The sequence below is a fragment of the Enterobacter sp. PL_is379 genome, assembly GCF_055817355.1.
The window spans coordinates 155,880-181,076 of the sequence record NZ_JBVPGT010000028.1 but is presented as its reverse complement, the minus strand read 5'-3'; the positions used below and the strand labels follow the sequence as shown (position 1 = coordinate 181,076).

Here is a 25,197-nt window from a genome sequence, read left to right as displayed (position 1 = left end):
TTTCTACCGTGATTAACGGTGCGCCAGCTCGGCGTCGTCTTCACTTTCCAGAATCGCTTTGTCGGTCTGCTTCAGCCACTGGCTGGTCAGCGTACCGGCGGTCATGGAGCCGCTCACGTTCAGCGCGGTACGACCCATGTCGATCAGCGGCTCAACGGAGATCAGCAGGGCGACCAGCGTTACGGGCAGACCCAGCGCAGGCAGCACAATCAGCGCGGCGAAGGTTGCGCCACCGCCAACACCCGCAACGCCTGCGGAGCTTACGGTAACAATCCCGACCAGCGTGGCGATCCATACCGGATCCAGCGGGTTGATACCCACCGTCGGCGCGACCATCACGGCCAGCATCGCCGGGTACAGACCCGCACAGCCGTTCTGACCAATGGTGGCACCAAAGGAGGCAGAGAAGCTGGCGATGGATTCAGGCACGCCCAGACGACGGGTTTGCGCTTCAACGTTCAGCGGAATAGACGCGGCGCTGGAACGGCTGGTGAAGGCAAAGGTCAGTACCGGCCAGACTTTACGGAAGTATTTCAGCGGGCTGACGCCGTTCACGCCCAGCAGGATGCCGTGCACCACGAACATAATGCCCAGGCCCAGATAAGAGGCGACAACGAAGCTGCCCAGCTTAATGATGTCCTGCAGGTTAGAGCCGGCAACCACTTTGGTCATCAGCGCCAGGACGCCGTAAGGGGTGAGCTGCATAACCAGACGAACCAGCTTCATCACCCAGCTTTGCAGGGTGTCAATCGCTGTCAGCACGCGTTCGCCTTTTGGCGCGTCGTCTTTCAGCAGCTTCAGCGCCGCGACGCCCAGGAACGCGGCGAAAATAACCACGCTGATGATCGAGGTTGGGCTCGCACCGGTCAGGTCAGCAAACGGGTTCTTCGGAATGAAGGAGAGCACCATCTGCGGCACGGTCAGGTCAGCTACTTTACCCACATAGTTGGTCTGAATTGCGGTAAGACGTGCCGTTTCAGCGGTACCCTGAACCAGACCTTCTGCGGTCAGGCCAAACAGGTTGGTGACCAGCACACCCACCAGCGCGGCAATCAGCGTGGTGAACAGCAGCGTACCAATGGTCAGGAAACTGATTTTTCCTAGCTGAGTGGCGTTATGCAGGCGGGCCACGGCGCTCAGAATAGAGGCGAACACCAGCGGCATAACGATCATCTGCAGCAGCTGGACATAGCCGTTACCGACAATATTGAACCACTGAATGGAATCTTTCAGAACTGGATTATCGGAGCCATAAATTGCCTGTAATGCCAGACCAAATACGACACCCATGGCCAGACCAACCAGCACCTTTTTCGCCAGGCTCCACTGTTTGTGGCGCGCCTGCGCGAGAAGTAATAGCAATATAACGAACACAACGACGTTCGCGATGAGTGGAAAATTCATCCCCGTTCTCCTGATTTATTATTGGGTCGGTTTTTACCGATCCTGTTGGCGGAAGGTTAGCAGAAGTGTGATGTAGCGCTTATATCCAAATGGAATGGGTTATGACAAATGGGATAATTTTGTCGGTTTACTGTTCAATCTGGTGATGAATAAAGCGATTAAACTGAAATTGCAGCGAATTAATCATCTGGGATGACCAGCGAACTGCACTGTTTTCGGGCAAGGTTTGCGGCATCCAGACGGCGTAAGCAAACAGCGCCATGCACAATACCCGCTCAAGCTGGTTACCTTTCTGCGGTGCGAGGATGGGAAAACGGAAACGCCAGCGGCAGGGCCATAGCAGCGGCACGCCCGCAGGCGTCAGCATATCGGCCAGAATATGGCTTAAATAGCCCAGCACCATCCCCTGGATGGCATCGGCGGGGACTATCCAGCTTTCAGGCACTTTTAAATAGAACAGCGTCAGCAGGCCAAACACGGCCAGCAGGCTGTGCGTAAACCCCCGGTGGCCGAACGCGCGGGCGATGGGTTTCGACACCCATTTCAGACGCTGTCCGAGGAAGGATTTAGGGTGGTCGATGTCGGGCAGCAGACAGGTCAATACGGCGGAAGGGACAATATGCCACCAGTCCCCCTGTGCCAGCACGGGGGTAAGTTCAGCGTTTTTGGCAAATACTGCGCACGCAATAGAAAAAAGCAGGTGGCCTTCCGCCGTCATGATAAAACCCACAAAACTGTCAATTCATACAGTATAGGGTTTTTATACAGTAGGCGGAAGAGGTGACGGTGTAACTGTTTGTCACAAACCGGAGGAGGGCGTTAACCGCCCTGCAGATGGCGCGCCGTCAGTTCTGCCAGTGAATGTAGCTTCACATCGGCAAGCGCAAACCGGGGATCGTGGCGGCCTTCTTCCGCAGGCACCACAATGGAGCGCATCCGCGCGGCTTTAGAGGCCACCATGCCGTTAACGGAATCTTCCAGCGCAACGCAGCTGAGGGGATCCAGGCCGAGCTTAGCGGCACAGTCCAGATAGACCTGCGGGTGCGGCTTGCTGTAAGGCAATTTTTCAGCGGACGCCAGCGCGTCAAAACTGTCGCGCAGTTCAAACATCGTGAGCACTTTTTCCAGCATATGCAGCGGTGAAGCGGAAGCCAGGCCAACCTTCAGCCCCTGGGCTTTACACAGCGCGACAGCCTCACGTACGCCGGGCAGCAGCGGCCGGCTCTCTTCCACCAGAGAAATGGCGCGGCTGATAATGCGTGCGGTCACCTCATTGCGATCGGGACCCACCCACGGCTGTTGGGCAAACCACAGGTCAACCACCATATCGATGCGCAGGCCCAGCGTATCGGGTAGTTCATTACGGCGGCTGATATCGACGCCCAGACTGGCCATCACATCCAGTTCGGCGCGATCCCACAGCGGTTCGGAATCGATCAGTAATCCATCCATGTCAAAAATTGCGGCAAGAATTTGGCGCGGTGTCGACATCACAACGTCTCCTTATCCAGGGTGTTCGACAGACGATACGTGCTAAGCACAATCTGCAATTTAGCATATTGCTTTTAAAGAGCGGGCGAAATTGATGGCCAGCAGGTAGACTTAGGCACAAATAACGCGTCTTTATGAAGAGGAACTGATGACGTATCAACAAGCTGGACGCATTGCGGTCTTAAAACGTATTGCTGGCTGGGTGATTTTTATTCCTGCCGTCATTTCTACGCTGATTTCTGTACTCAAATTTATGTACGATCACAGCGAAAAACAGCCGGGTATCAATGCGGTAATGCTTGATTTCGCTCATGTCATGATTGAGATGATGCGTTTTAATACGCCATTTTTGAATGTTTTCTGGTTTAACTCACCCACCCCGGATTTTCATCAACAGCTGAATATCAGCTTCTGGGTGATATATGCCCTGATCTTTGTCGCGCTGGCACTGCAGGCTTCTGGCGCGAGAATGAGCCGCCAGACGCGCTTTTTACGCGAAGGCGTTGAGGATCAGTTGATTCTGGAGCAGGCCAAAGGCCCGGAAGGCATGAGTCGGGAGCAGATCGAATCCCGCATTGTTGTGCCGCGTCACACCATTTTCCTGCAAATTTTCCCGCTCTATATCCTTCCCGTAATCATCATTGTGGCGGGATACTTCTTCTTCTCACTGCTCGGTTTTCTGTAAGCGATAAGGGTGGCGGCAAGGCCACCCGTGCGCTTTTCAGGCGGCAAGCATACGCTCGAGTGCCCGCTGGGCGTTAACCAGATGTTCTCCGCCAAAAAGAATGGCGCGGTTCATCAGCGTATAAAGCTGATACACCGGCTGGCGGTCGAGGAAACCGGGCGGCAGGGGGGAAACAGACTGGTATCCGTCGTATATTTGCGGCGGCTGCTCCGGATGAAGCGGCAGCATGGCAAGATCGCACTCTCTGTCACCCCAGTAGCAGGCCGGGTCGAAGATGTAGGGGCCGTTGGGACCCAGCGCGCAGTTATCAGACCACAAATCGCCGTGAAGCAGAGACGCCTGGGGCTGGTGGGAGGCCAGACGCTGTTGAACGTGCTCGACGATGGCATCAATATTGCCAAATTCCAGCCCTTTCTCGGCGGCCAGTTCAAGCTGCCAGCCAATGCGCTGCTCGGCAAAAAATGTCGACCAGCGACGCTGCCAGGCATTGGGCTGTGGCGTGGTAGAGAGATCGTTGTCAAAATCGAGACCAAACTGCGGCTGGTCGCTCCATTGATGCAGGCGCGCTAACTGTTGGCCGAGGATAAACGCATTATGGGCATCCAGCGGTCGGGCGGGGAGATATTCCATGACCAGAAAACTGTAATCGCGGTCGCTACCGACGGCCAGCACCTGTGGGACCGTCACCGTTTTACTGCGCGACAGCAGCTCCAGCTGGTCGGCTTCGGCGGTAAATATCGGAAGCAGTTCTCGCTCATCGCACTTAACGAAAAGATCGCGTCCTGCGTAGCGTAAATGCCACGCGGCGTGGATCTCACCGCCTGGCAGTTCGTTACGCAGTTCAATTTCACCTTCACCCAGCTGCTCACGTAAAAGATGACTGATAGCCTGCCACATGTTGTCTCTCCCATGTTGTCTGCCAGATCATAAAGTTAGCGCATAATTGCGGTAAAAAAATACGAACTAACGCACACCTGAGCGGTTTAAATTCATGCAGCGCACTTATTGTTCTTTTTTCCGCCAGCTTTCCCAGGTATCCACGTCAATTTCGGCAGGCTTGTCGGTCACGCTCTCTACCAGACTGGCGGCCAGCGCATGAACCTCTTCCTGGCTCAGGGCGCCGATGAGACCAAATGCCAGGGTGCCTAAATCATGAATATTGCCCTCGTCATCCGTGAGCGTGAGGAGAAAATTAGCCCGGGTGAAGGCGTTGTTGAGCTCATTCAGCTCGGTCAGCGATGCTTCATGAAGGTTGATGGTCACGACGTAACGTGTGATGTCACCACTGCTCATAATTCACCTCATTGTTATCATGGAAGTTTTCTTAGCATAGTCGATAGTTTGCGTTTGGCGACTCAGGGCGGACATTCCCCTCCGTAAAGACGAAGGGGGAAGGCGTTAATTTCGGGACAGGTAATCGACGATTTTTTGCGTATCGGCAAGTGAGCAGAGACGCGTGCCCTGATTGATAGTTGCGGCGCTACCCGCCGCCACGCCGTAGCGCGTCATCTCGAGCAGAGACGCGCCCTGCGCCAGTTTTAGCGTCATCGCGCCCACCATGCTATCGCCCGCACCAACCGTGCTCTGGCTCTTCATCGGCGGTGGAACAACCTGAACGGACGACGTTCCATCGACGGCCAGCGCCCCCTGAGGACCAAGGGAAACGACTACGCGTCGCGCTTTGCCGCTGCGTACCAGCTCCTGCGCGGCGGTGCGAACATCATCAGGCTGCGTCAGTTCGCGGTTGACCAGCGCGCTTAACTCTTTCTGGTTGGGTTTGACCAGCTCAAGATTGCCCGGCACCAGGGCCGCCTGCAGGGCCTCGCCGCTGCTGTCGACAATGCAGCGGATGCCGCGTTTCTGTACCGCCTGAATCAGCGCCGTTAATTTTTCCGTGCTGACGCCGGGCGGGAGGCTGCCGCTTACCACCAGCAGCGCGCCGCTCTCTATCGTCAGCACTTTCTCTTCAAGCTGACGAAACTCGTCATCGCTAAGTTTCGCACCCGGCATGACAAAACGGTACTGCTCGCCGCTGGACTCCACGTGGACATGCAGGTTTTGCCGCGTCCAGTCTTTGGCCTCGACGGTCTCTACGGCTACCTGTTCATCTGCCAGCAGAGAGACCAGATGTTCACCGGTGGCACCGCCTGCGGGGAAAATTGCCGTAGCTTTGCCGCCGAGGTGGGTAATAGCACGCGCCACGTTGATCCCGCCGCCGCCGGGCTCAAATACCGGGGCGCTACAGCGCAATTTACCTTCCGGGTAAATCTGCGGCGTCAGGGTGGCGGAATCCAGGGAAGGGGAGAGCGTCAGGGTATAGATAGAAACCATCATTACCTCCTTTTAGTATGGGTTCTTATTAGCCTGGCACCATTTGACAGGAAGGCAATGTAAATAACAGTATGATTTTAAATATGAATACTGACAAAAAGTGAGGCGGGGGATATATAAAATAAAACGCTTTTTGAGATCGTTCTTATTCAAAAAATGAAATAAGAAAACATTGCTATGTTATTTGCGGCTTTTTATAATTTGTTACCTTTCTCTGGACGCCTTGTCATTGATCCTCAAGAAAGATTCCGGGACCGTGTGGTCTCTTTTTTTGTTGTACGGACTCCTTAATAAAATGAAGCTTTTAAAGACAGTGCCCGCTGCACTGATGCTGGCGGGTGGCGTGTTTGCGGCTATGAACGCGACCGCTGATGATACCGTTTTTACTGTCATGGACGATCCTTCCACCGCGAAAAAACCGTTTGAAGGTAACCTCAACGCCGGGTACCTGGCACAATCCGGTAACACGAAAAGCTCTTCTCTGACGGCGGACAGTACGCTCACCTGGTACGGCAACACCACCGCCTGGTCTCTGTGGGGTAATGCCAGCAACACTTCCGCTAATGACGAACGTTCTTCCGAGAAATATGCGGTAGGCGGACGTAGCCGTTACAACATGACCGACTATGACTACCTGTTTGGACAGGCAAGCTGGTTAACCGACCGTTACAACGGTTATCGCCAGCGTGATGTGTTCACCGCCGGTTATGGTCGCCAGTTCCTGAACGGTCCGGTACACAGCCTCCGTTTTGAATTCGGTCCGGGTGTGCGTTATGACGAGTACACCAATGGCGATACCAAAACCCAACCGCTCGGTTACGCTTCCGGTACCTATGCCTGGCAGATGACTGACAACACCAAATTTACGCAGGGTGTTTCCGTATTTGGTGCCGACGACACGACGCTGAACTCTGAGACGGCGCTGAACGTGGCTATCAACGAACACTTTGGTCTGAAAGTGGCCTACAACGTGACCTGGAACTCTTCACCACCAGAAACCGCGCCGGATCATACCGACCGCAGAACCACGGTTTCACTGGGTTACAGAATGTAATAAAAGCGGGCCGATGTTGATGTCGGCCCGTTTATTGTCTGTGGCTATTTGACGTCCCTTCTGATGACCTGTCTTCGCCCCTAGCCCCAAATCATTGCCGCCCAACGGAGTAGCAGCATTGCGCCGCAGATGGCAATCAGCACCAGCACCATTTTCCAGTGTTTTACGGCAAATCGTTTTGTTGGCATAACCTAATCCTTGTTCGTTGATACCCACAGTCTACCAAACAGGGCCGAAATATGCCCCTTCTCGGGATCGATTGGGTTATGCCAGCATAGGGTTCGGCTCAGAACCAGTGGAATCGTTCGGCGAGAATCAACAATAAACCTGTGGCGGAAAGGACATTCAATATCACAACCGTTCTGCTGGATACGTTCATGGTATGCACCTTTGGGTTTAAGGACCTGTTCAAGAGTAGCTCAGCATCTTCGAAATGCGAGCGCAGGGGAGAAGCAACCCGCAAATTCGTACGAAAGTGCCAGCCCATCAATCTGGCCGCAGAGGGTGCAATCTCCTTTGCGTTAGTGTTAACATTACGTCGCTTGCCGTAAATCCACATTAATCTGAATTCGGCAGGTGAATGATGACGAACCAATTTGACGATTGTTGGTCAGATGGTGTCGTAATCTATTGTCAAATCACGATTATTTTCTTTGTATATGCTCTTATGTGTGGGGCATCACTGCAAATAAGGATATAAAATGCCTGTAATTACTCTTCCTGATGGCAGTCAACGCCATTTCGACCGTGCTGTTAGCCCAATGGATGTTGCCCTGGACATTGGTCCTGGTCTCGCGAAAGCGACTATCGCTGGCCGTGTGAACGGTGAGCTGGTGGATGCCTCCGATCTGATCGAAAACGATGCGACGCTTGCCATCATCACCGCGAAAGACGAAGAAGGTCTGGAGATCATTCGTCACTCCTGCGCGCACCTGTTAGGCCATGCCATCAAACAGCTGTGGCCAAACACCAAAATGGCGATCGGTCCGGTTATCGACAACGGTTTCTACTACGACGTTGACCTCGACCACACCCTGACTCAGGAAGATATCGACGCGCTTGAAAAACGCATGCACGAGCTCGCCGAAACCAACTATGACGTCATCAAGAAGAAAGTCAGCTGGCACGAAGCGCGTGAAACCTTCGTGAAGCGCGGCGAGAGCTACAAGGTCTCTATTCTTGACGAAAACATTTCGCATGATGACAAGCCTGGCTTGTACCACCACGAAGAATACATCGACATGTGCCGTGGACCGCACGTGCCGAACATGCGCTTCTGTCATCACTTTAAGCTGATGAAGATCGCAGGCGCCTACTGGCGTGGCGACAGCAACAACAAGATGTTGCAGCGTATTTATGGTACCGCGTGGGCCGATAAAAAAGCCCTGAACGCTTACCTGCTTCGTCTGGAAGAGGCGGCGAAGCGTGACCACCGTAAAATCGGCAAGCAGCTTGACCTGTACCACATGCAGGAAGAAGCGCCGGGTATGGTGTTCTGGCATAACGACGGGTGGACTATCTTCCGTGAACTGGAAACTTTCGTACGCTCCAAGCTGAAAGAGTACCAGTATCAGGAAGTTAAAGGCCCGTTCATGATGGACCGTGTGCTGTGGGAAAAAACCGGCCACTGGGACAACTACAAAGATGCGATGTTCACCACCTCGTCTGAGAATCGTGAATACTGCATCAAGCCAATGAACTGCCCGGGCCACGTTCAGATCTTCAACCAGGGTCTGAAATCCTACCGCGACCTGCCGCTGCGTATGGCGGAGTTCGGTAGCTGCCACCGTAACGAGCCATCAGGTGCGCTGCACGGTCTGATGCGTGTTCGTGGCTTTACGCAGGATGATGCGCATATCTTCTGTACTGAAGATCAGGTCCGTGACGAAGTTAACGCCTGTATTCGTATGGTCTACGATATGTACAGCACCTTTGGCTTCGAGAAGATCGTGGTCAAACTCTCAACGCGTCCGGAAAAACGTATCGGTAGCGATGAGACCTGGGATCGCGCAGAAGCGGATCTCGCCGTGGCGCTGGAAGAGAACGGCATTCCGTTCGAATACCAGCTGGGCGAGGGCGCATTCTACGGTCCGAAAATTGAATTTACCCTGTATGACTGCCTCGATCGCGCATGGCAGTGCGGTACTGTACAGCTGGACTTCTCCCTGCCGCAGCGTTTAAGCGCCTCTTATGTTGGCGAAGACAACGAACGTCAGGTACCGGTAATGATTCACCGTGCCATTCTCGGTTCTCTGGAGCGCTTCATCGGCATCCTGACCGAAGAGTTCGCTGGCTTCTTCCCAACCTGGCTTGCGCCAGTGCAGGTCGTGGTGATGAACATTACCGATTCTCAGGCGGATTACGTTAAAGAATTGACGCAGAAACTACAAAATGCGGGCATTCGCGTAAAAGCAGACTTGAGAAATGAGAAGATTGGCTTTAAAATCCGCGAGCACACTTTACGTCGTGTCCCGTATATGTTGGTCTGTGGTGATAAAGAGGTGGAAGCAGGCAAAGTTGCCGTTCGCACCCGCCGTGGTAAAGACCTGGGCAGCCTGGACGTAAGTGAAGTGATTGAGAAGCTGCAACAAGAGATTCGCAGCCGCAGTCTTCAACAACTGGAGGAATAAGGTATTAAAGGCGGAAAACGAGTTCAAACGGCACGTCCGAATCGTATCAATGGCGAGATTCGCGCCCAGGAAGTTCGCTTAACAGGTCTGGAAGGCGAGCAGCTGGGGATTGTGAGTCTGAGAGAAGCAATCGAAAAGGCTGAAGAAGCTGGAGTAGATTTAGTTGAAATCAGCCCTAACGCCGAACCGCCAGTTTGTCGTATCATGGACTACGGCAAGTTCCTTTATGAAAAGAGTAAGTCTTCTAAGGAACAGAAGAAGAAGCAAAAAGTTATCCAGGTTAAGGAAATCAAATTCCGTCCTGGTACCGACGATGGCGATTATCAGGTAAAACTCCGCAGCCTGATTCGCTTTCTGGAAGATGGCGATAAGGCCAAGATCACACTGCGTTTCCGCGGTCGTGAGATGGCCCACCAACAGATTGGTATGGAAGTGCTTAACCGCGTCCGTGACGATCTGAGTGAACTGGCAGTAGTCGAATCCTTCCCTACGAAGATCGAAGGCCGCCAGATGATCATGGTGCTCGCTCCTAAGAAGAAACAGTAAGGCCTTCAAGCAGCAAAATCTGTGGAGCCTTCGGGTTTCATAGGTTTTGTTCGCCTATGTTTCGTTTATTTAACAATGCGAAGTGGAAGTTATTAAAATGCCAAAAATTAAGACCGTACGCGGTGCTGCTAAGCGCTTCAAAAAAACCGGTAAAGGTGGTTTTAAGCACAAGCACGCTAACCTGCGTCACATTCTGACTAAGAAAGCTACCAAGCGTAAACGTCACCTGCGTCCAAAAGCCATGGTTTCTAAAGGCGATCTGGGCCTGGTCATCGCGTGCCTGCCGTACGCATAAGTCGTTTCGTTTAACTTTTTTAACTTAGAATAGATACAGGAGAGCACACATGGCTCGCGTAAAACGTGGTGTAATTGCACGTGCACGTCACAAGAAAATTTTGAAACAAGCTAAAGGCTACTACGGTGCGCGTTCACGCGTTTACCGCGTTGCCTTCCAGGCTGTTATCAAAGCAGGTCAGTACGCTTACCGTGACCGTCGTCAGCGTAAGCGTCAGTTCCGTCAACTGTGGATTGCGCGTATCAACGCAGCAGCACGTCAGAACGGTATTTCTTACAGCAAATTCATCAACGGCCTGAAAAAAGCCTCTGTTGAAATCGACCGTAAGATCCTGGCTGACATCGCAGTATTCGACAAAGTAGCGTTCACCGCTCTGGTCGAAAAAGCGAAAGCAGCACTGGCATAAGCCAGTTGAGAGAGGGGGCCTGGCTCCCTCTTTTCATTTAACACCATCAGAAGATTGACATTTATCCGTCCAGGCTTTTCAATAAGGTCTTAACGGTTTTTACCAGACAAGGTAACGCAAGCATGAATGCTGCTATTTTCCGCTTCTTCTTTTACTTTAGCACCTGACTTCAGGAGGCTAGCGCGTGAAAGATGAAACGAAAAACAGCGCCAGATAAGCCTCCCGATGGAGGCTTTTTTTGTGCCTGAATTTGAGAGAATAACTCCACCAAATCGGTGTCTGCACCGACATAATGAGGAAAATCATGTCACATCTCGCAGAGCTGGTTGCCAGTGCAACAGCCGCCATTAATCAGGCCTCAGATGTTGCCGCGTTAGACAATGTCCGCGTCGAATATCTTGGGAAGAAAGGGCACCTGACCCTTCAAATGACAACCCTGCGTGAGCTGCCGCCAGAAGAACGCCCGGCTGCGGGTGCGGTGATTAACGAAGCCAAAGAGCAGGTACAGCAGGCGCTGAACGCGCGCAAAGCCGAGCTGGAAAGCGCGGTGCTGAATGCGCGTCTGGCCGCAGAGACGATTGACGTTTCTTTGCCGGGTCGCCGTATCGAAAACGGCGGTCTGCACCCGGTTACCCGCACCATCGATCGCATTGAAAGTTTCTTCGGTGAGCTCGGCTTTACCGTGGCGACTGGCCCGGAAATCGAAGATGATTACCATAACTTCGACGCCCTGAACATTCCTGGCCATCATCCGGCACGCGCTGACCACGACACTTTCTGGTTCGACGCTACGCGTCTGCTGCGTACCCAGACCTCCGGCGTTCAGATCCGTACCATGAAGGATCAGGAGCCGCCAATTCGCATTATCGCGCCGGGCCGCGTCTATCGTAACGACTACGATCAGACCCACACCCCAATGTTCCACCAGATGGAAGGTCTGATCGTTGATAAAAACATCAGCTTTACCAACCTGAAGGGCACGCTGCACGATTTCCTGAACAACTTCTTTGAGGAAGATCTGCAGGTTCGTTTCCGTCCGTCCTACTTCCCGTTCACCGAACCGTCTGCAGAAGTTGACGTGATGGGTAAAAACGGCAAATGGCTGGAAGTGCTGGGCTGCGGCATGGTGCATCCAAACGTGCTGCGCAACGTGGGTATCGATCCGGAAGTTTACTCCGGCTTTGCCTTCGGCATGGGCATGGAGCGTCTGACTATGCTGCGTTACGGCGTGACCGACTTACGTGCATTCTTCGAAAACGATCTGCGTTTCCTCAAACAGTTTAAATAAGGGCAGGACAGAACAATGAAATTCAGTGAACTGTGGTTACGCGAGTGGGTGAACACCACGCTGGACAGCGAAGCGCTTTCTAACCAGATCACCATGGCGGGTCTGGAAGTGGACGGCGTTGAGCCGGTTTCAGGTGCATTCAACGGCGTGGTCGTCGGCGAAGTGGTAGAGTGCGGTCAGCACCCTAACGCTGACAAACTGCGTGTAACAAAAGTGAACGTGGGCGGTGACCGTCTGCTGGATATCGTCTGCGGTGCGCCAAACTGCCGTCAGGGCCTGAAGGTGGCCGTGGCGACCGTCGGTGCGGTACTGCCGGGCGATTTCAAAATCAAAGCGGCTAAGCTGCGCGGCGAGCCGTCTGAAGGCATGCTGTGTTCCTTCTCCGAGCTGGGTATTTCCGACGATCACAACGGCATCATTGAGCTGCCGCTGGATGCGCCAATCGGCACCGATATCCGTGAGTACCTGAAGCTTGATGACAACACCATCGAAATCAGCGTCACGCCAAACCGTGCCGACTGCTTAGGGATCATCGGCGTGGCGCGCGACGTTGCCGTGCTGAACCAGACCGAACTGAATGCGCCGGACGTTGCGCCGGTTGAAGCGACCATCAGTGACGTGCTGCCTATTCAGGTTGACGCTGCGGATGCCTGCCCGCGCTACCTCGGTCGCGTGGTGAAAGGCATCAACGTTAAGGCGCCAACCCCGCTGTGGATGAAAGAGAAGCTGCGCCGCTGCGGTATCCGCTCTATCGACGCCGTGGTCGACGTGACCAACTACGTTCTGCTGGAGCTGGGCCAGCCAATGCACGCGTTCGATAAAGATCGTATCGAAGGCGGTATTGTGGTGCGCATGGCGAAAGAGGGTGAAACCCTGGTTCTGCTGGACGGCAGCGAAGCGAAACTGAACGCCGACACCCTGGTGATTGCTGACCACAGCAAAGCGCTGGCAATGGGCGGTATATTCGGTGGCGAGCATTCGGGCGTCAATGACGAAACCCAAAACGTGCTGCTGGAGTGCGCGTTCTTCAGCCCGCTCTCTATCACCGGTCGCGCACGCCGTCACGGTCTGCACACCGATGCGTCTCATCGCTACGAGCGTGGCGTTGACCCGGCGCTGCAGTACAAAGCAATGGAACGTGCCACCCGCCTGCTGATCGACATCTGCGGCGGCGAAGCGGGCCCGGTGATCGACGTCACCCACGAAGCGACGCTGCCGAAGCGTGCGACCATCACTCTGCGCCGCAGCAAGCTGGATCGTCTGATTGGGCACCATGTTGCCGATGCGCAGGTGACCGATATCCTGAAGCGTCTGGGCTGTGAAGTGACCGAAGGCCAGGACGAGTGGAAAGCCGTTGCGCCATCATGGCGTTTCGACATGGAAATTGAAGAAGATCTGGTGGAAGAAGTGGCCCGCGTTTACGGCTATAACAACATCCCTGACGAGCCTGTCCAGGCAGGTCTGGTGATGGGCACCCACCGTGAAGCCGACCTGTCCCTGAAGCGTGTGAAAACCATGCTGAATGACAAAGGCTACCAGGAAGTGATCACCTACAGCTTTGTGGATCCAAAGCTGCAGCAGCTGATCCACCCGGGCCAGGAGGCGCTGATCCTGCCAAGCCCAATCTCCAGCGAAATGTCCGCGATGCGTCTGTCTCTGTGGACGGGCCTGCTGGGCACTGTCGTTTATAACCAGAATCGTCAGCAAAACCGCGTGCGAATTTTCGAAAGCGGTTTGCGCTTTGTACCGGATAATCAGGCAAATTTAGGCATCCGTCAGGATCTCATGCTGGCTGGCGCCATCAGCGGCAACCGCTATGAAGAGCACTGGGACCTGGCAAAAGGCACGGTTGATTTCTACGATATGAAGGGCGATCTGGAAGCGATTCTGGATCTGACCGGTAAATTATCTGAAATTGAATTCCGCGCAGAAGCCATCCCGGCACTGCATCCGGGCCAGAGCGCAGCTATCTATTTAGACGGCAAACGCGTTGGTTTTATTGGGGTTGTTCACCCTGAGCTGGAGCGCAAGCTGGACCTGAACGGCCGTACCATCGTGTTCGAGCTGGAATGGAACCCGGTGGCTGACCGCGTTATTCCTCAGGCTCAGGACGTCTCCCGCTTCCCGGCAAACCGCCGTGATATCGCGGTTGTGGTCGCGGAAAATGTGCCCGCAGCAGATATTTTGGCCGAATGTAAGAAAGTTGGCGTAAATCAGGTAGTTGGCGTAAACTTATTTGACGTGTACCGCGGCAAGGGCGTAGCAGAAGGTTTCAAGAGCCTCGCTATTAGCCTTATCCTTCAGGATACCAGCCGTACACTCGAAGAAGAGGAGATTGCCGCTACCGTCGCCAAATGTGTAGAGGCATTAAAAGAGCGATTCCAGGCATCATTGAGGGATTGAACCTATGGCGCTTACAAAAGCTGAAATGTCAGAATATCTGTTTGATAAGCTTGGGCTTAGCAAACGGGATGCCAAAGAGCTGGTAGAGCTGTTTTTCGAAGAGATCCGTCGTGCTCTGGAAAATGGTGAGCAGGTAAAACTCTCCGGTTTTGGCAATTTTGATTTGCGAGACAAAAACCAACGTCCGGGCCGCAACCCGAAGACGGGGGAAGATATTCCCATTACAGCCCGCCGCGTGGTGACCTTCAGACCCGGCCAGAAGTTAAAAAGCCGTGTCGAAAACGCAACGCCCAAAGCAGAGTAATATGAACTAACTAAAAAGGCCGCCCACGCGGCCTTTTTTCTTTGCGCTCTCCGGCAAACCCGCCGTAAAATCAATTACATCTCACGCTACTAAAACCGTACACATGCTTGATTATGCCCATCGCCAGCACCGTTCCGATAAGCGTCGCCTGCTTTTGCTGGTGCTATTGCTCATTGTCGCCGCGGCCGTGAGCCTCTGCGCCGGAGACCGATGGATAGGGCCTGAAAGCTGGTGGGGGCCGGACGGGCAGCTCTTCGTCTGGCAAATTCGCCTGCCGCGCACCGTCGCGGTGGTTCTGGTGGGTGCCGCGCTGGCGCTGTGCGGCACCATTATGCAGGCGTTGTTTGATAACCCGCTGGCGGAGCCCGGGCTGCTTGGCGTGTCGAACGGGGCAGGCGTGGGGCTGATTGCAGCGGTAATGCTGGGCGGGGGAGAACTCTCCGGATGGAGTATTAGCCTGAGCGCTATTCTCGGCGCATTGCTGATCACAGCGATCCTTCTTCGCTTTGCCAGACGGCACTTATCGACCAGCCGTCTGCTGCTTGCCGGCGTGGCGCTGGGGATCATCTGTAGCGCGTTGATGACCTGGGCGGTCTACTTCTCAACATCCTTTGACTTGCGTCAGCTGATGTACTGGATGATGGGCGGCTTTGGGGGCGTTGACTGGCACCAGGGCTGGCTGATGGCGCTGCTGGTACCGGTCATCGTGTGGGCTGCCCTGCAGGCGCAGCCACTGAATATGCTCGCGCTGGGTGAAACCTCTGCCCGCCAGCTCGGCATGCCGATTGGGTTCTGGCGTAATGTGCTGGTGATCGTCATTGGCTGGCTGGTTGGCGTCAGCGTGGCTCTGGCGGGCGCGATCGGTTTTATCGGGCTGGTTATTCCGCACATGCTGCGTCTGTGTGGCCTCACGGACCATCGGACTCTGCTTCCGGCCTCGGCGGTCGCCGGGGCCGTCACGCTGCTGGTGGCCGATATCATCGCCCGGCTAGCCCTGACGGCCGCAGAGCTGCCGATTGGCGTGGTGACCGCCACGCTGGGCGCGCCGGTCTTTATCTGGCTACTATTAAAAGCTGGACGTTAAATCAACTAGCCGTAAGACAACCTGAGGGAATGCTATGCAGTCAACTATCCTGAATACTGAAGTGACCACCATTGACGGCGAGAAAACCACGCTGGAAGGCTACAAAGGCAACGTGTTGCTTGTCGTCAACGTGGCATCCAAATGTGGCCTGACGCCGCAGTACGAGCAGCTGGAAAACATTCAGAAGGCCTGGGAGAAAGACGGTTTCACCGTTCTGGGCTTCCCGTGCAACCAGTTCCTCGGCCAGGAGCCGGGCAGCGAAGAGGAGATCAAAACCTTCTGCAGCACCACCTATGGCGTGACGTTCCCGATGTTCAGCAAAATCGATGTCAACGGTGAAGACCGCCATCCGCTGTATGCGAAGCTGATCTCTGCCGCGCCGAAGGCCGTTGCGCCGGAAGGAAGCGGTTTTTATGAACGCATGGCCAGCAAAGGCCGCGCGCCGCTTTACCCGGACGATATCCTGTGGAATTTTGAAAAATTCCTGATTGGTCGCGACGGCCAGGTGGTTCAGCGCTTTTCGCCGGATATGACCCCTGAGGATCCGATCCTCATGGAATCGATCAAGCTGGCGCTGGCGAAATAATGTCATTGCTGATGCAGCTCACGGACGTTGCCGAGAAGGGGCGTCTGGAGGCGATATCCGGTGCCGTCAATGCGGGAGAAATTCTGCATCTCGTCGGGCCAAACGGTGCGGGGAAGAGCACGCTGCTGGCACGGATGGCAGGCATGACCGACGGAGAAGGGCAGATAACGCTGCTGGAGCATACGCTCGCCGACTGGTCGCCGGTCTCGCTGGCGCATAGGCGCAGTTACCTCGTGCAGCAGCAGATGCCGCCCTTTGCGATGCCGGTCTGGCACTATCTGATGCTGCATTTGCACGACAAACAACAAACGTCACTGCTGACGGACGTGGCCGCGGCTCTGGGGCTGGAAGATAAATTGTCCCGGCACGCCAGCCAGCTTTCCGGCGGAGAGTGGCAGCGGGTGCGCCTGGCGGCTGTCATCCTTCAGATCCACCCGGCCGGCAATCCTCACGGGCGGATGCTGCTTCTCGATGAGCCCATGAGCGGTCTGGACGTGGCGCAGCAGGCGGCACTGGATACGCTGTTAAGCACCCTGAGCCGAAAAGGCATTGCCGTGGTGATGAGCAGCCATGACCTCAACCACACCCTGCGTCATGCCCACCGGGTATGGCTGCTCTCGAAGGGAAAGATGATCGCCAGCGGTGCACGGGATCAGGTTCTTACGCCACCCCATCTTGCCCGCGCATACAACATGTCGTTCCGCAGGCTGGATATAGAAGGACATAAGATGCTGATTTCTACCGGGCAGGCGTAACCGTTTCTTGCCTGTGAGCACAATTGCACGCTAAATTACGAAAAGAACAATAAAAGCAGAGGATTCGTCTGAAAATGCGATTCTGGTTTCTCCTGATGGCCACACTCTTTCTTGCGGGATGCAGTAGCCATCGTGCGCCGCCGCCTAACCCACGGCTTTCAGATTCGATCACCGTTATTGCCAGCCTTAACGATCAGCTGAGCAACTGGCGCGGCACGCCTTATCGTTACGGCGGCATGAGCCGCGGCGGTGTGGATTGCTCCGGCTTCGTTCTGATGACGTTTCGCGATAAGTTTGATTTACAGCTTCCGCGAGAAACGCGCAAGCAGGCAGAAATCGGCACTGAAATTGATAAAGACGATCTTCTCCCCGGAGACCTGGTTTTCTTCAAAACTGGTTCGGGTGAAAGCGGTCTTCACGTGGGCATATATGATACAGACAATCAGTTCATTCACGCCTCGACCAGTCGCGGGGTGATGCGCTCCTCTCTTGATAATGTTTACTGGCGTAAAAATTTCTGGCAGGCACGACGTATATAGTCTTTGTCGGATACTTCTCTTATGACGGCATGATAAGAATAAATCATGCCGTTTTTTCTCAAATAAGATGCTTAAAGTTAAATTTACCTAAAATTAGCGAATCCTGCATGTGTCTGTTTTATCTAAAACTGGCTATTATTCTGTAACCAGGATAAAATTATTTTAGATTCAGGGATAAATCTGAAAATTAATACGGAACTAATGAAATTAATCTTATTAAAATCAAGACAGTGGAATTGTGTCGGCAATTGCTCCAGGATGTCCTCTCTCATCTTTAATGCGGGGCGAGTGCAATGATTATTACGCTAGATAATGCTTACCAGTCTGAACTGCTGCTTCTGCCTGCCCGTAATAGCGCAGGTGAGCTGAAAGGCTTAGAAATTCTGGTTAACTTTACTGGCGTCGGCAGCAATGTGCGGATCCCCACTGAGCTTGTTATCCCTCGGCTTTCAGCGGCTGAAGAGTTAGCGCTGTTTGACGAAAAACTGCAATTGCTTGATACCTGTAAACTGTTTTTTATTCAGCATCAGTTAATTGCATGGATCAATATTACACCTGCAATAGTTGAATTTTTATTAAGTAATGGAAACGCTGTTTCAATCCTTGAGCGTTATCCGTTTCTTGAGTTTACTGTTAATGAGAATTATCCAGGTTTAAATAACGGAAAGGACGACCTGCAGCTGGCGAGAATGGCAATCCATTTCCCGTTGGTCCTGGCAAACTTTGGTGCAGGCGCCGCCTCGCTCAAAGCGGTCTATGATGGATTATTTAAACGGGTCATCCTTGATAAAGGATTCATTCAGCAGCGTGCCCCGGAGCTCTCTTTTGAGCCTTTTATGCGCGCAATCCTCTGGCAAATCACGCCGCACTGCCAGTCAGTGATTGTCTCGGGTATTGACGACCACGGCCTGTTGCAGCGCGTTTTGTCCTTCAATTTTGGTGCAATGCAGGGGGCTCTCTGGCCAGCCGTCTCTGCAGAACACGTCACTACGCTGGTTCAGCAGCGATAACCCTTGCTTTCGCCCGTGTTTAAGTCCGGGTAAACCCTCTACACTAAAAGCAGGAGGACTTATGACCCTGTCTTTTACTGCTCACTGGCATGACGAGTTGCCTGGCTTTTACACCGCACTCAAACCTACACCGTTACACAATTCACGTCTTATCTGGCATAACGATTTGCTGGCTGAAGAACTGGCGATTCCGCCTGAGCTGTTTCAGCGTTCAGAGGGCGCTGGCGTCTGGGGCGGTGAAACGCTTCTTGCCGGTATGCAGCCTCTGGCTCAGGTCTATAGCGGACATCAGTTTGGCGTCTGGGCGGGACAACTGGGCGACGGCAGGGGGATCCTGCTCGGCGAACAACAGCTTCCAAACGGGGAGACGGTTGACTGGCACCTGAAAGGTGCCGGCCTGACTCCCTATTCGCGGATGGGCGACGGGCGCGCGGTACTGCGTTCAACGATTCGCGAGTGCCTGGGCTCCGAGGCGATGCATGCCCTGGGTATCCCCACCACCCGCGCGCTGTCGATCGTGACCAGCGATACCCCGGTTGTGCGTGAAACCGTGGAAAAGGGTGCAATGCTAATGCGTATCGCGCAAAGCCATTTGCGCTTCGGTCATTTTGAGCATTTTTACTATCGTCGCGAGCCGGAAAAGGTGCGCCAGCTGGCTGACTTTGCCATTCGTCACCACTGGGCACATTTGCAGGACGAGGCGGATAAATACGTTCTCTGGTTCAGGGACGTGGTGGCTCGTACCGCAACCCTGATTGCCCGCTGGCAAACGGTAGGCTTTGCCCATGGCGTGATGAATACGGACAACATGTCGCTTCTCGGGTTGACCTTTGACTACGGTCCTTTTGGCTTCCTGGATGATTATCAGCCTGGGTACATCTGCAACCACTCCGACTATCAGGGGCGCTACAGTTTTGACAATCAGCCCGCGGTGGGCCTGTGGAACCTGCAGCGGCTTGCACAAACCCTGTCGCCGTTTATCGACGTTGATGCCCTGAATGATGCCCTCGACAGCTATCAGGAGATCTTACTGCGGGAATATGGCACGCTGATGCGCAACAAGCTGGGGCTGGTGACGCAGGAGAAGGGCGATAACGACATCCTCAATGGCCTGTTTGCCCTGATGGCGCGCGAGGGCAGCGATTACACGCGCACCTTCCGGATGCTGGGGCAGACGGAGCAGTACAGCGCCGCATCGCCGCTGCGCGATGAGTTTATTGACAGACAGGCGTTTGACGACTGGTTTGCATCCTACCGCACGCGGCTGCAGCAGGAGCAGGTGGATGACGCCGCCCGCCAGGCGCAGATGAACGCCACGAACCCCGCGATGGTGTTGCGCAACTGGCTGGCGCAGCGGGCGATTGAGCAGGCAGAGCAGGGCGAGTACGACGAGTTACACCGTCTGCACGTGGCGTTGCGCACGCCGTTTGCCGATCGGGACGACGACTACGTCAGCCGCCCGCCTGACTGGGGCAAGCGGCTGGAGGTCAGCTGCTCAAGCTAGCGATTTTTGCCGGGCGGCGGCGTCGCCTAACCCGGCCTGAACATCACTGCGCGACCCAGCCGCCATCCATATTCCACGCGGCGCCGCGAACGTTCACGGCGATGTCGCTACACAAAAACAGCGCCAGTTCGCCCAGCTGCTCCGGGGTGACAAACTCGCCCGAAGGCTGTTTTTCTGCAAGGAGCAGATCGCGAGCCTGCTCCGGCGGTACGCCCTCAGCGATACGTTTGTCGATCTGCTGCTGCACCAGAGGCGTCAGCACCCAGCCGGGACAGATCGTATTGGCGGTAATGCCGGTGCGCGCGGTTTCCAGCGCCAGCGATTTCGTAAAGCCCACTACGCCATGCTTGGCGGCCACGTAAGCCGACTTCTCTTTTGACGCGACCAGTCCGTGAACGGAGGCGATATTAATGATGCGCCCCCAGTTTTTCTCGCGCATGGCGGGCAGCGCCAGCCGGCTGGTATGAAACACCGAGGAGAGATTAATGGCGATAATGTCGTTCCATTTCTCCACCGGAAACGCGTCAACCGGGGCGACATACTGTATCCCGGCGTTGTTGACAAGAATGTCCACGCCGCCAAACTGCGATTCGGCGTAGCGCATCATGGCTTCAATTTGCAGCACGTCACGCAGGTCTGCATCGTGATAGCCCGGCTTTTTGCCCAGTTGCGCAATCTCTTCTCGTGCTGATTCGCTGTCGCCGAAACCGTTGAGGATCAGCTGCGCCCCGGCCTTCGCCAGCACTCGGGCGATCCCCAGACCAATGCCGCTGGTCGAGCCTGTCACCAGTGCGGTCTTACCGTTCAGATTCATCTTTCTCTCCTTACACAATGCCGGTCAGATAGAACACGGCAATGACAAAAAGCACTGCCAGACTTTTAATGATGGTGATAGCGAAAATGCCGCCGTAGGCCTGGCGATGGCTGAGGCCGGTAATCGCCAGCAGAGTAATCACCGCGCCGTTATGGGGCAGCGTATCCATACCGCCGCTCGCCATTGAGGCCACGCGGTGCAGCACCTCAAGCGGGATATTGGCGGCGTGGGCGGCGGCGACAAACGAGTCGGCCATGGCGGCGAGGGCAATACTCATCCCGCCGGACGCCGAGCCGGTGATCCCCGCAAGCACCGTCACGCTGATGGCTTCATTCAGCAGCGGATTCGGAATGGCCGCCAGCGCGTGAGATAACACCAGAAAACCGGGCAGGGCGGCGATAACCGCGCCGAAACCGTATTCCGAGGCGGTATTCATCGCCGCCAGAATGGCACCGCTCACCGCGGTCCGGCTGCCTTCAGCCAGACGCCCCCGGATATTGCGAAAGCCAAAAATCAGCACCAGCACGATACCTGAGATCAGTGCCGCTTCCACGGCCCAGATGGCGGTGATCTTGCCCACCTCGGTCACAATCGGTTTCGCCAGACCTGGAAGCGTAAGCTCGTGGGTCGTGCCGTACCAGCCGGGGATCCAGCGGGTAAACAGCAGGTTCAGTATGCCCACTACCAGCAGCGGGGAGATAGCAATCAGCGGGTGAGGGAGGTTAATGTTGTCCGGCGTTTCCGGTTCATTTTTCAGTTCCGTGCCGTAACCCTCGTTGTTGCTGAGCGCCTTACGACGCTGGCGCTCCAGCCAGAGCAGGCCAAAAAAGATAATAAACAGCGAGCCAATCAGCCCCAGCCACGGCGCGGCCCAGGCGTTGGTACCAAAGAAGCTGGTGGGGATAATGTTCTGGATCTGCGGCGTGCCGGGCAGGGCATCCATGGTAAACGAAAATGCCCCCAGCGCCACGGTGGCCGGGATCAGCCGTTTAGGGATGCCGCTCTGGCGGAACAGTTCCGCGGCGAACGGATAAACCGCAAACGCCACCACGAACAGCGACACCCCGCCGTAGGTTAACAGCGCGCACACGAGAACAATTACCGGGATCGCGTGGCGACGGCCGAGGATCTGAATCGCCGCAGCGACGATGGACCGTGAGAAACCGGAAAGCTCAATCAGTTTGCCAAACACCGCTCCCAGCAGGAACACCGGGAAGTAGAGCTTGACGAAGCCGACCATTTTTTCCATAAACAGGCCGGTAAACGTCGGGCCGACGGCGCCCGGGTCGGTCAGCAGCACGGCGCCGAGCGCCGCAATCGGCGCAAACAAAATCACGCTGTATCCGCGATAGGCCGCCAGCATCAGCAGCGCCAGCGCCGCCAGGGCAATTAATACACTCATCACGACTCCTCACTGTCATTATTATTCGGGTACCAACGAGATGTTTAACGCTCAACGGTCAGGGCAATGCCTTGCCCGCCGCCTACGCACAGGGTGACGAGCCCTTTTTTAACGTCACGGCGCTGCATTTCGTGCAGCAGCGTCACGAGGATGCGGCAGCCGGAGGCGCCAATCGGATGACCGAGGGCGATAGCGCCGCCGTTAACGTTCACCTTTTGCGCATCCCAGCCGAGCTGCTTGCCCACCGCCAGCGTCTGGGCGGCAAAGGCTTCATTGGCTTCGATGAGGTCCACGTCATCGAGCGTCCAGCCCGCCCGCGCCAGCGCGGTCTGACAGGCGCTGACCGGACCGATGCCCATCACCGATGGGTCAACGCCCGTCACGGCATAGCTCACGATGCGACCGAGGATCGGCAACCCGCTCTCCCGCGCCTTTTCGCCGCTCATCAGCAGCACCGCAGCGGCGCCGTCGTTGAGCGTGGAGGCATTTCCCGCCGTGACCGTGCCTTCCACCTGCAAAAAGGCGGGGCGCAGCTGCGCAAGCTGCTCAGCGCTGGTCCCTGGCCGGGGCTGTTCGTCACGGCTGACGATAAGCGGCGGTTTTTTACCCTGTTTCACCGTCACCGGCGCTATCTCGGTGTCAAAGCGACCCGCTTCGATGGCGGCGGCCGCTTTTTGCTGCGACCGGGCGGCAAAGGCGTCCTGCTGCTCGCGGGAAATGTCATTCTCACGGGCGACGTTTTCAGCGGTGATCCCCATGTGATAATCGTTGAACGCGTCCCACAGACCGTCGGTAATCATGCTGTCCTGCAGGCCCGTATGGCCAAAACGCAGCCCTGAACGTGCGCCGTCCAGCAGATAAGGGGCATTGCTCATGCTCTCCTGACCGCCAGCGATAACCACATCCGCGTCGCCGCAGCGGATCGCCTGCGCGGCGAGCTGCACCGCTTTCAAGCCCGCACCGCAGACCAGGTTGACCGTTGTCGCTGGAGTGCGGACGGGCAATCCGGCGTTGATGGCCGTCTGGCGCGCAGGGTTTTGTCCGCATCCCGCCGTCAGCACCTGACCGAAAATCACCTCATCTATCGTCTCAGCTGGAAGACCGCTGTTCTCCAGCAGACGACTCACCGCTATGGCCCCCAGCTCAACCGCTGAAAGGGAAGATAGCGATCCGCGAAAACTGCCAATGGGGGTTCGCGTTGCCCCGACAATCATGACCTCTTTCATCGTAAGTCCTCAGCTGAAGCGCATCTCGCGAACGTCGTCCGCCACAATTAATTTCCCGGCGGTCTTAGCCGCAATGTCGTCGATACTGACGCCGGGGGCGTATTCCCGCAGGATGAACGCGCCGTCCGCGATCTCGAGCAGCGCGAGGTCGGTTAAGACCCGGCGGATGCAGCCTGCGCCTGTGAGCGGCAGCGTGCAGCGCGACAGCAGCTTTGATTCACCGTTTTTTGACGCGTGGGTCATTACCACAATGATGTTCTGCGCCCCGGCGACAAGATCCATCGCGCCGCCCATGCCCTTCACCATCTTTCCGGGGATCATCCACGAGGCGATATTGCCCTCGACGTCCACCTCAAACGCGCCCAGCACGGTCAGGTCGACATGGCCTCCGCGGATCATGGCAAACGACTGGGCCGAGTCGAAAATGGCCGCGCCTGTCCGTGCGGTCACGGTCTGTTTACCGGCGTTGATCATGTCGGCGTCGAGGCTCTGCTCGTCAGGAAAAGCCCCCATCCCCAGCAGTCCGTTTTCCGACTGGAGCATCACGTCCATTCCTTCCGGAATGTAGTTCGCCACCAGGGTAGGGATACCAATCCCCAGGTTGACGTAATACCCGTCGCGCAGCTCGCGGGCGACGCGCATGGCCATCTGTTCACGGGTTAACATCGTCACACTCCTTCCGCGCGCAGCGTGCGCTGTTCAATGCGTTTTTCAAACTGGCCGACAATCAGCCTGTCGACGTAAATTCCCGGGGTATGAATGGCCGACGGGGGCAGCTCGCCCGGGGGAACAATCTCTTCCACCTCGACGACCGTTATCCTGCCCGCCGTTGCCATCAGCGGATTAAAGTTTTGCGCGGTATGCCGGTAGACGACGTTGCCGTACCAGTCCGCTTTCCAGCCCTTGATCAGCGCGAAATCACCGGTAATGGCCTCTTCAAGGATGTAATGCTTACCGGCAAACTGGCGCACGTCTTTGCCGGCAGCCACGGGCGTGCCATAGCCGGTGGCAGTGTAAAATGCCGGAATACCTGCACCGCCCGCGCGCACCTTTTCCGCCAGCGTGCCCTGAGGCGTGAGTTCAATCTCCAGTTCACCGCTCAGCACCTGCCGCTCGAACAGCGCGTTCTCGCCGACGTAAGAGGCCACTACTTTGCGAACCTGCCGCGTTTCGAGCAGGAGCCCGAGACCGAAACCGTCCACGCCGCAGTTGTTTGATACCACCGTCAGATCTTTCACCTGACGGCGTCTGACCTCTGCAATCAGGTTCTCCGGAATCCCGCACAGGCCGAAGCCGCCCGCCAGCAAAGTCATCCCGTCCGTCAGCCCATCCAGCGCCTGCGCATAGCTGTCGACGCGCTTATCCAGTCCCGCCATCGTCATTCCTCCTCTTAACCGTGGCGGTATCATTAGGGGCGGCAACTCATTTGTTAATTTTGAA

The 25,197-nt window shown here is 55.6% G+C and carries 29 protein-coding genes and 1 other annotated feature; of the genes, 16 read left to right on the top strand and 13 right to left on the bottom strand.

All coding sequences use genetic code 11. The features are described from left to right. Positions 1-12 precede the first annotated feature (12 nt). The 3 genes from AC0TOY_RS11685 to hxpB form a co-directional block, all read right to left on the bottom strand. Positions 13-1,404 (bottom strand): L-cystine transporter, encoded by a 1,392-nt coding sequence (locus AC0TOY_RS11685; protein ID WP_024909437.1) that lies wholly within the window; start codon positions 1,402-1,404, stop codon positions 13-15. Between the two features lie 127 nt (positions 1,405-1,531). Further along, positions 1,532-2,122, bottom strand: a complete 591-nt coding sequence (locus tag AC0TOY_RS11680; RefSeq protein ID WP_014883483.1) for a metal-dependent hydrolase — start codon at positions 2,120-2,122, stop codon at positions 1,532-1,534. A gap of 101 nt (positions 2,123-2,223) precedes the next feature. After that, entirely contained in the window at positions 2,224-2,895 is a 672-nt protein-coding gene (gene hxpB, locus AC0TOY_RS11675; protein WP_032650939.1) for a hexitol phosphatase HxpB, read from the bottom strand. A gap of 148 nt (positions 2,896-3,043) precedes the next feature. Between hxpB and AC0TOY_RS11670 the strand changes: the two genes are divergently transcribed. Then, positions 3,044-3,580 carry a YniB family protein gene (locus AC0TOY_RS11670; RefSeq protein WP_473721867.1) on the top strand — a complete coding sequence of 179 codons (537 nt, stop codon included), beginning with the start codon at positions 3,044-3,046 and terminating at the stop codon, positions 3,578-3,580. Positions 3,581-3,616: 36 nt separating this feature from the next. Here AC0TOY_RS11670 and AC0TOY_RS11665 read toward each other — a convergent pair whose 3' ends face one another. From AC0TOY_RS11665 to pfkB, 3 genes are all read right to left on the bottom strand, one after another. Further along, positions 3,617-4,477 (bottom strand): fructosamine kinase family protein, encoded by an 861-nt coding sequence (locus tag AC0TOY_RS11665; RefSeq protein ID WP_024909435.1) that lies wholly within the window; start codon positions 4,475-4,477, stop codon positions 3,617-3,619. A gap of 105 nt (positions 4,478-4,582) precedes the next feature. Next, the gene (gene ghoS / locus AC0TOY_RS11660; protein ID WP_047648044.1) at positions 4,583-4,873 is read right to left on the bottom strand and encodes a type V toxin-antitoxin system endoribonuclease antitoxin GhoS; all 291 of its coding nucleotides are present in this window, start codon (positions 4,871-4,873) and stop codon (positions 4,583-4,585) included. 105 nt (positions 4,874-4,978) lie between these two features. Further along, complete coding sequence (gene pfkB, locus AC0TOY_RS11655) at positions 4,979-5,911, bottom strand: 6-phosphofructokinase II (protein ID WP_157189922.1); 933 nt, start codon at positions 5,909-5,911, stop codon at positions 4,979-4,981. A gap of 295 nt (positions 5,912-6,206) precedes the next feature. Between pfkB and AC0TOY_RS11650 the strand changes: the two genes are divergently transcribed. Next, positions 6,207-6,965 (top strand): DUF481 domain-containing protein, encoded by a 759-nt coding sequence (locus AC0TOY_RS11650; RefSeq protein ID WP_024909432.1) that lies wholly within the window; start codon positions 6,207-6,209, stop codon positions 6,963-6,965. Positions 6,966-7,045: 80 nt separating this feature from the next. Here AC0TOY_RS11650 and yniD read toward each other — a convergent pair whose 3' ends face one another. Then, the gene (gene yniD / locus AC0TOY_RS11645) at positions 7,046-7,153 is read right to left on the bottom strand and encodes a small membrane protein YniD (protein WP_008500658.1); all 108 of its coding nucleotides are present in this window, start codon (positions 7,151-7,153) and stop codon (positions 7,046-7,048) included. 98 nt (positions 7,154-7,251) lie between these two features. Continuing rightward, the gene (gene yncL, locus AC0TOY_RS11640) at positions 7,252-7,344 is read right to left on the bottom strand and encodes a stress response membrane protein YncL (protein WP_071886547.1); all 93 of its coding nucleotides are present in this window, start codon (positions 7,342-7,344) and stop codon (positions 7,252-7,254) included. A 322-nt stretch (positions 7,345-7,666) separates the two neighbouring features. Between yncL and thrS the strand changes: the two genes are divergently transcribed. The 14 genes from thrS (at position 7,667) to selO (ending at position 20,315) form a co-directional block, all read left to right on the top strand. Further along, positions 7,667-9,595: a threonine--tRNA ligase gene (gene thrS, locus AC0TOY_RS11635; protein WP_063621415.1), complete on the top strand. Its 1,929-nt coding sequence runs from the start codon at positions 7,667-7,669 to the stop codon at positions 9,593-9,595. Positions 9,596-9,598: 3 nt separating this feature from the next. Continuing rightward, positions 9,599-10,141 (top strand): translation initiation factor IF-3, encoded by a 543-nt coding sequence (gene infC, locus AC0TOY_RS11630; protein ID WP_023616141.1) that lies wholly within the window; start codon positions 9,599-9,601, stop codon positions 10,139-10,141. A 97-nt stretch (positions 10,142-10,238) separates the two neighbouring features. After that, on the top strand, positions 10,239-10,436 hold the full coding sequence (gene rpmI, locus AC0TOY_RS11625; RefSeq protein WP_001124225.1) for a 50S ribosomal protein L35: 198 nt from the start codon (positions 10,239-10,241) through the stop codon (positions 10,434-10,436). Positions 10,437-10,485: 49 nt separating this feature from the next. Beyond that, positions 10,486-10,842 (top strand): 50S ribosomal protein L20, encoded by a 357-nt coding sequence (rplT, locus tag AC0TOY_RS11620; protein ID WP_000124850.1) that lies wholly within the window; start codon positions 10,486-10,488, stop codon positions 10,840-10,842. 117 nt (positions 10,843-10,959) lie between these two features. After that, positions 10,960-11,084: a sequence feature (Phe leader region), on the top strand. Further along, positions 10,965-11,009, top strand: coding sequence for a pheST operon leader peptide PheM (gene pheM / locus AC0TOY_RS11615; protein WP_001386830.1), 45 nt, complete (start codon positions 10,965-10,967; stop codon positions 11,007-11,009). Its footprint overlaps the feature before it by 45 nt. Before the next feature lie 62 nt (positions 11,085-11,146). Beyond that, positions 11,147-12,130, top strand: a complete 984-nt coding sequence (pheS, locus tag AC0TOY_RS11610) for a phenylalanine--tRNA ligase subunit alpha (protein ID WP_010426091.1) — start codon at positions 11,147-11,149, stop codon at positions 12,128-12,130. 15 nt (positions 12,131-12,145) lie between these two features. After that, positions 12,146-14,533 carry a phenylalanine--tRNA ligase subunit beta gene (pheT, locus tag AC0TOY_RS11605; protein WP_473721866.1) on the top strand — a complete coding sequence of 796 codons (2,388 nt, stop codon included), beginning with the start codon at positions 12,146-12,148 and terminating at the stop codon, positions 14,531-14,533. Between the two features lie 4 nt (positions 14,534-14,537). Next, positions 14,538-14,837 carry an integration host factor subunit alpha gene (ihfA, locus tag AC0TOY_RS11600; RefSeq protein WP_003857805.1) on the top strand — a complete coding sequence of 100 codons (300 nt, stop codon included), beginning with the start codon at positions 14,538-14,540 and terminating at the stop codon, positions 14,835-14,837. Between the two features lie 103 nt (positions 14,838-14,940). After that, on the top strand, positions 14,941-15,921 hold the full coding sequence (gene btuC / locus AC0TOY_RS11595) for a vitamin B12 ABC transporter permease BtuC (RefSeq protein ID WP_032650944.1): 981 nt from the start codon (positions 14,941-14,943) through the stop codon (positions 15,919-15,921). Between the two features lie 34 nt (positions 15,922-15,955). After that, on the top strand, positions 15,956-16,507 hold the full coding sequence (locus tag AC0TOY_RS11590; RefSeq protein ID WP_473721865.1) for a glutathione peroxidase: 552 nt from the start codon (positions 15,956-15,958) through the stop codon (positions 16,505-16,507). Continuing rightward, a complete protein-coding gene (btuD, locus tag AC0TOY_RS11585) occupies positions 16,507-17,262 on the top strand; it encodes a vitamin B12 ABC transporter ATP-binding protein BtuD (protein ID WP_024909428.1) in 756 nt (251 codons plus the stop codon). Before AC0TOY_RS11590 ends, btuD begins: the two co-directional genes overlap by 1 nt. Positions 17,263-17,336: 74 nt before the next feature. After that, positions 17,337-17,801: a C40 family peptidase gene (locus AC0TOY_RS11580; protein WP_023335377.1), complete on the top strand. Its 465-nt coding sequence runs from the start codon at positions 17,337-17,339 to the stop codon at positions 17,799-17,801. 293 nt (positions 17,802-18,094) lie between these two features. Further along, positions 18,095-18,811 (top strand): EAL domain-containing protein, encoded by a 717-nt coding sequence (locus AC0TOY_RS11575; RefSeq protein WP_024909427.1) that lies wholly within the window; start codon positions 18,095-18,097, stop codon positions 18,809-18,811. A 61-nt stretch (positions 18,812-18,872) separates the two neighbouring features. Continuing rightward, complete coding sequence (selO, locus tag AC0TOY_RS11570; protein WP_473721864.1) at positions 18,873-20,315, top strand: protein adenylyltransferase SelO; 1,443 nt, start codon at positions 18,873-18,875, stop codon at positions 20,313-20,315. Between the two features lie 43 nt (positions 20,316-20,358). On the opposite strand, the gene AC0TOY_RS11565 is transcribed toward selO, so the two are convergent. Genes AC0TOY_RS11565 through AC0TOY_RS11545 form a run of 5 tightly spaced genes read right to left on the bottom strand, consistent with a single transcriptional unit; the run spans position 20,359 to position 25,133 of the window. Beyond that, positions 20,359-21,129 (bottom strand): 3-hydroxybutyrate dehydrogenase, encoded by a 771-nt coding sequence (locus tag AC0TOY_RS11565; RefSeq protein ID WP_061715453.1) that lies wholly within the window; start codon positions 21,127-21,129, stop codon positions 20,359-20,361. A 10-nt stretch (positions 21,130-21,139) separates the two neighbouring features. Then, positions 21,140-22,534 carry a GntP family permease gene (locus tag AC0TOY_RS11560; protein ID WP_230581870.1) on the bottom strand — a complete coding sequence of 465 codons (1,395 nt, stop codon included), beginning with the start codon at positions 22,532-22,534 and terminating at the stop codon, positions 21,140-21,142. Positions 22,535-22,575: 41 nt separating this feature from the next. Further along, positions 22,576-23,757 carry an acetyl-CoA C-acetyltransferase gene (locus AC0TOY_RS11555; protein WP_473721863.1) on the bottom strand — a complete coding sequence of 394 codons (1,182 nt, stop codon included), beginning with the start codon at positions 23,755-23,757 and terminating at the stop codon, positions 22,576-22,578. A 9-nt stretch (positions 23,758-23,766) separates the two neighbouring features. Beyond that, on the bottom strand, positions 23,767-24,423 hold the full coding sequence (locus AC0TOY_RS11550) for a CoA transferase subunit B (protein ID WP_024909422.1): 657 nt from the start codon (positions 24,421-24,423) through the stop codon (positions 23,767-23,769). Between the two features lie 2 nt (positions 24,424-24,425). Next, positions 24,426-25,133 (bottom strand): CoA transferase subunit A, encoded by a 708-nt coding sequence (locus AC0TOY_RS11545; RefSeq protein WP_048991574.1) that lies wholly within the window; start codon positions 25,131-25,133, stop codon positions 24,426-24,428. Positions 25,134-25,197: the final 64 nt, after the last annotated feature.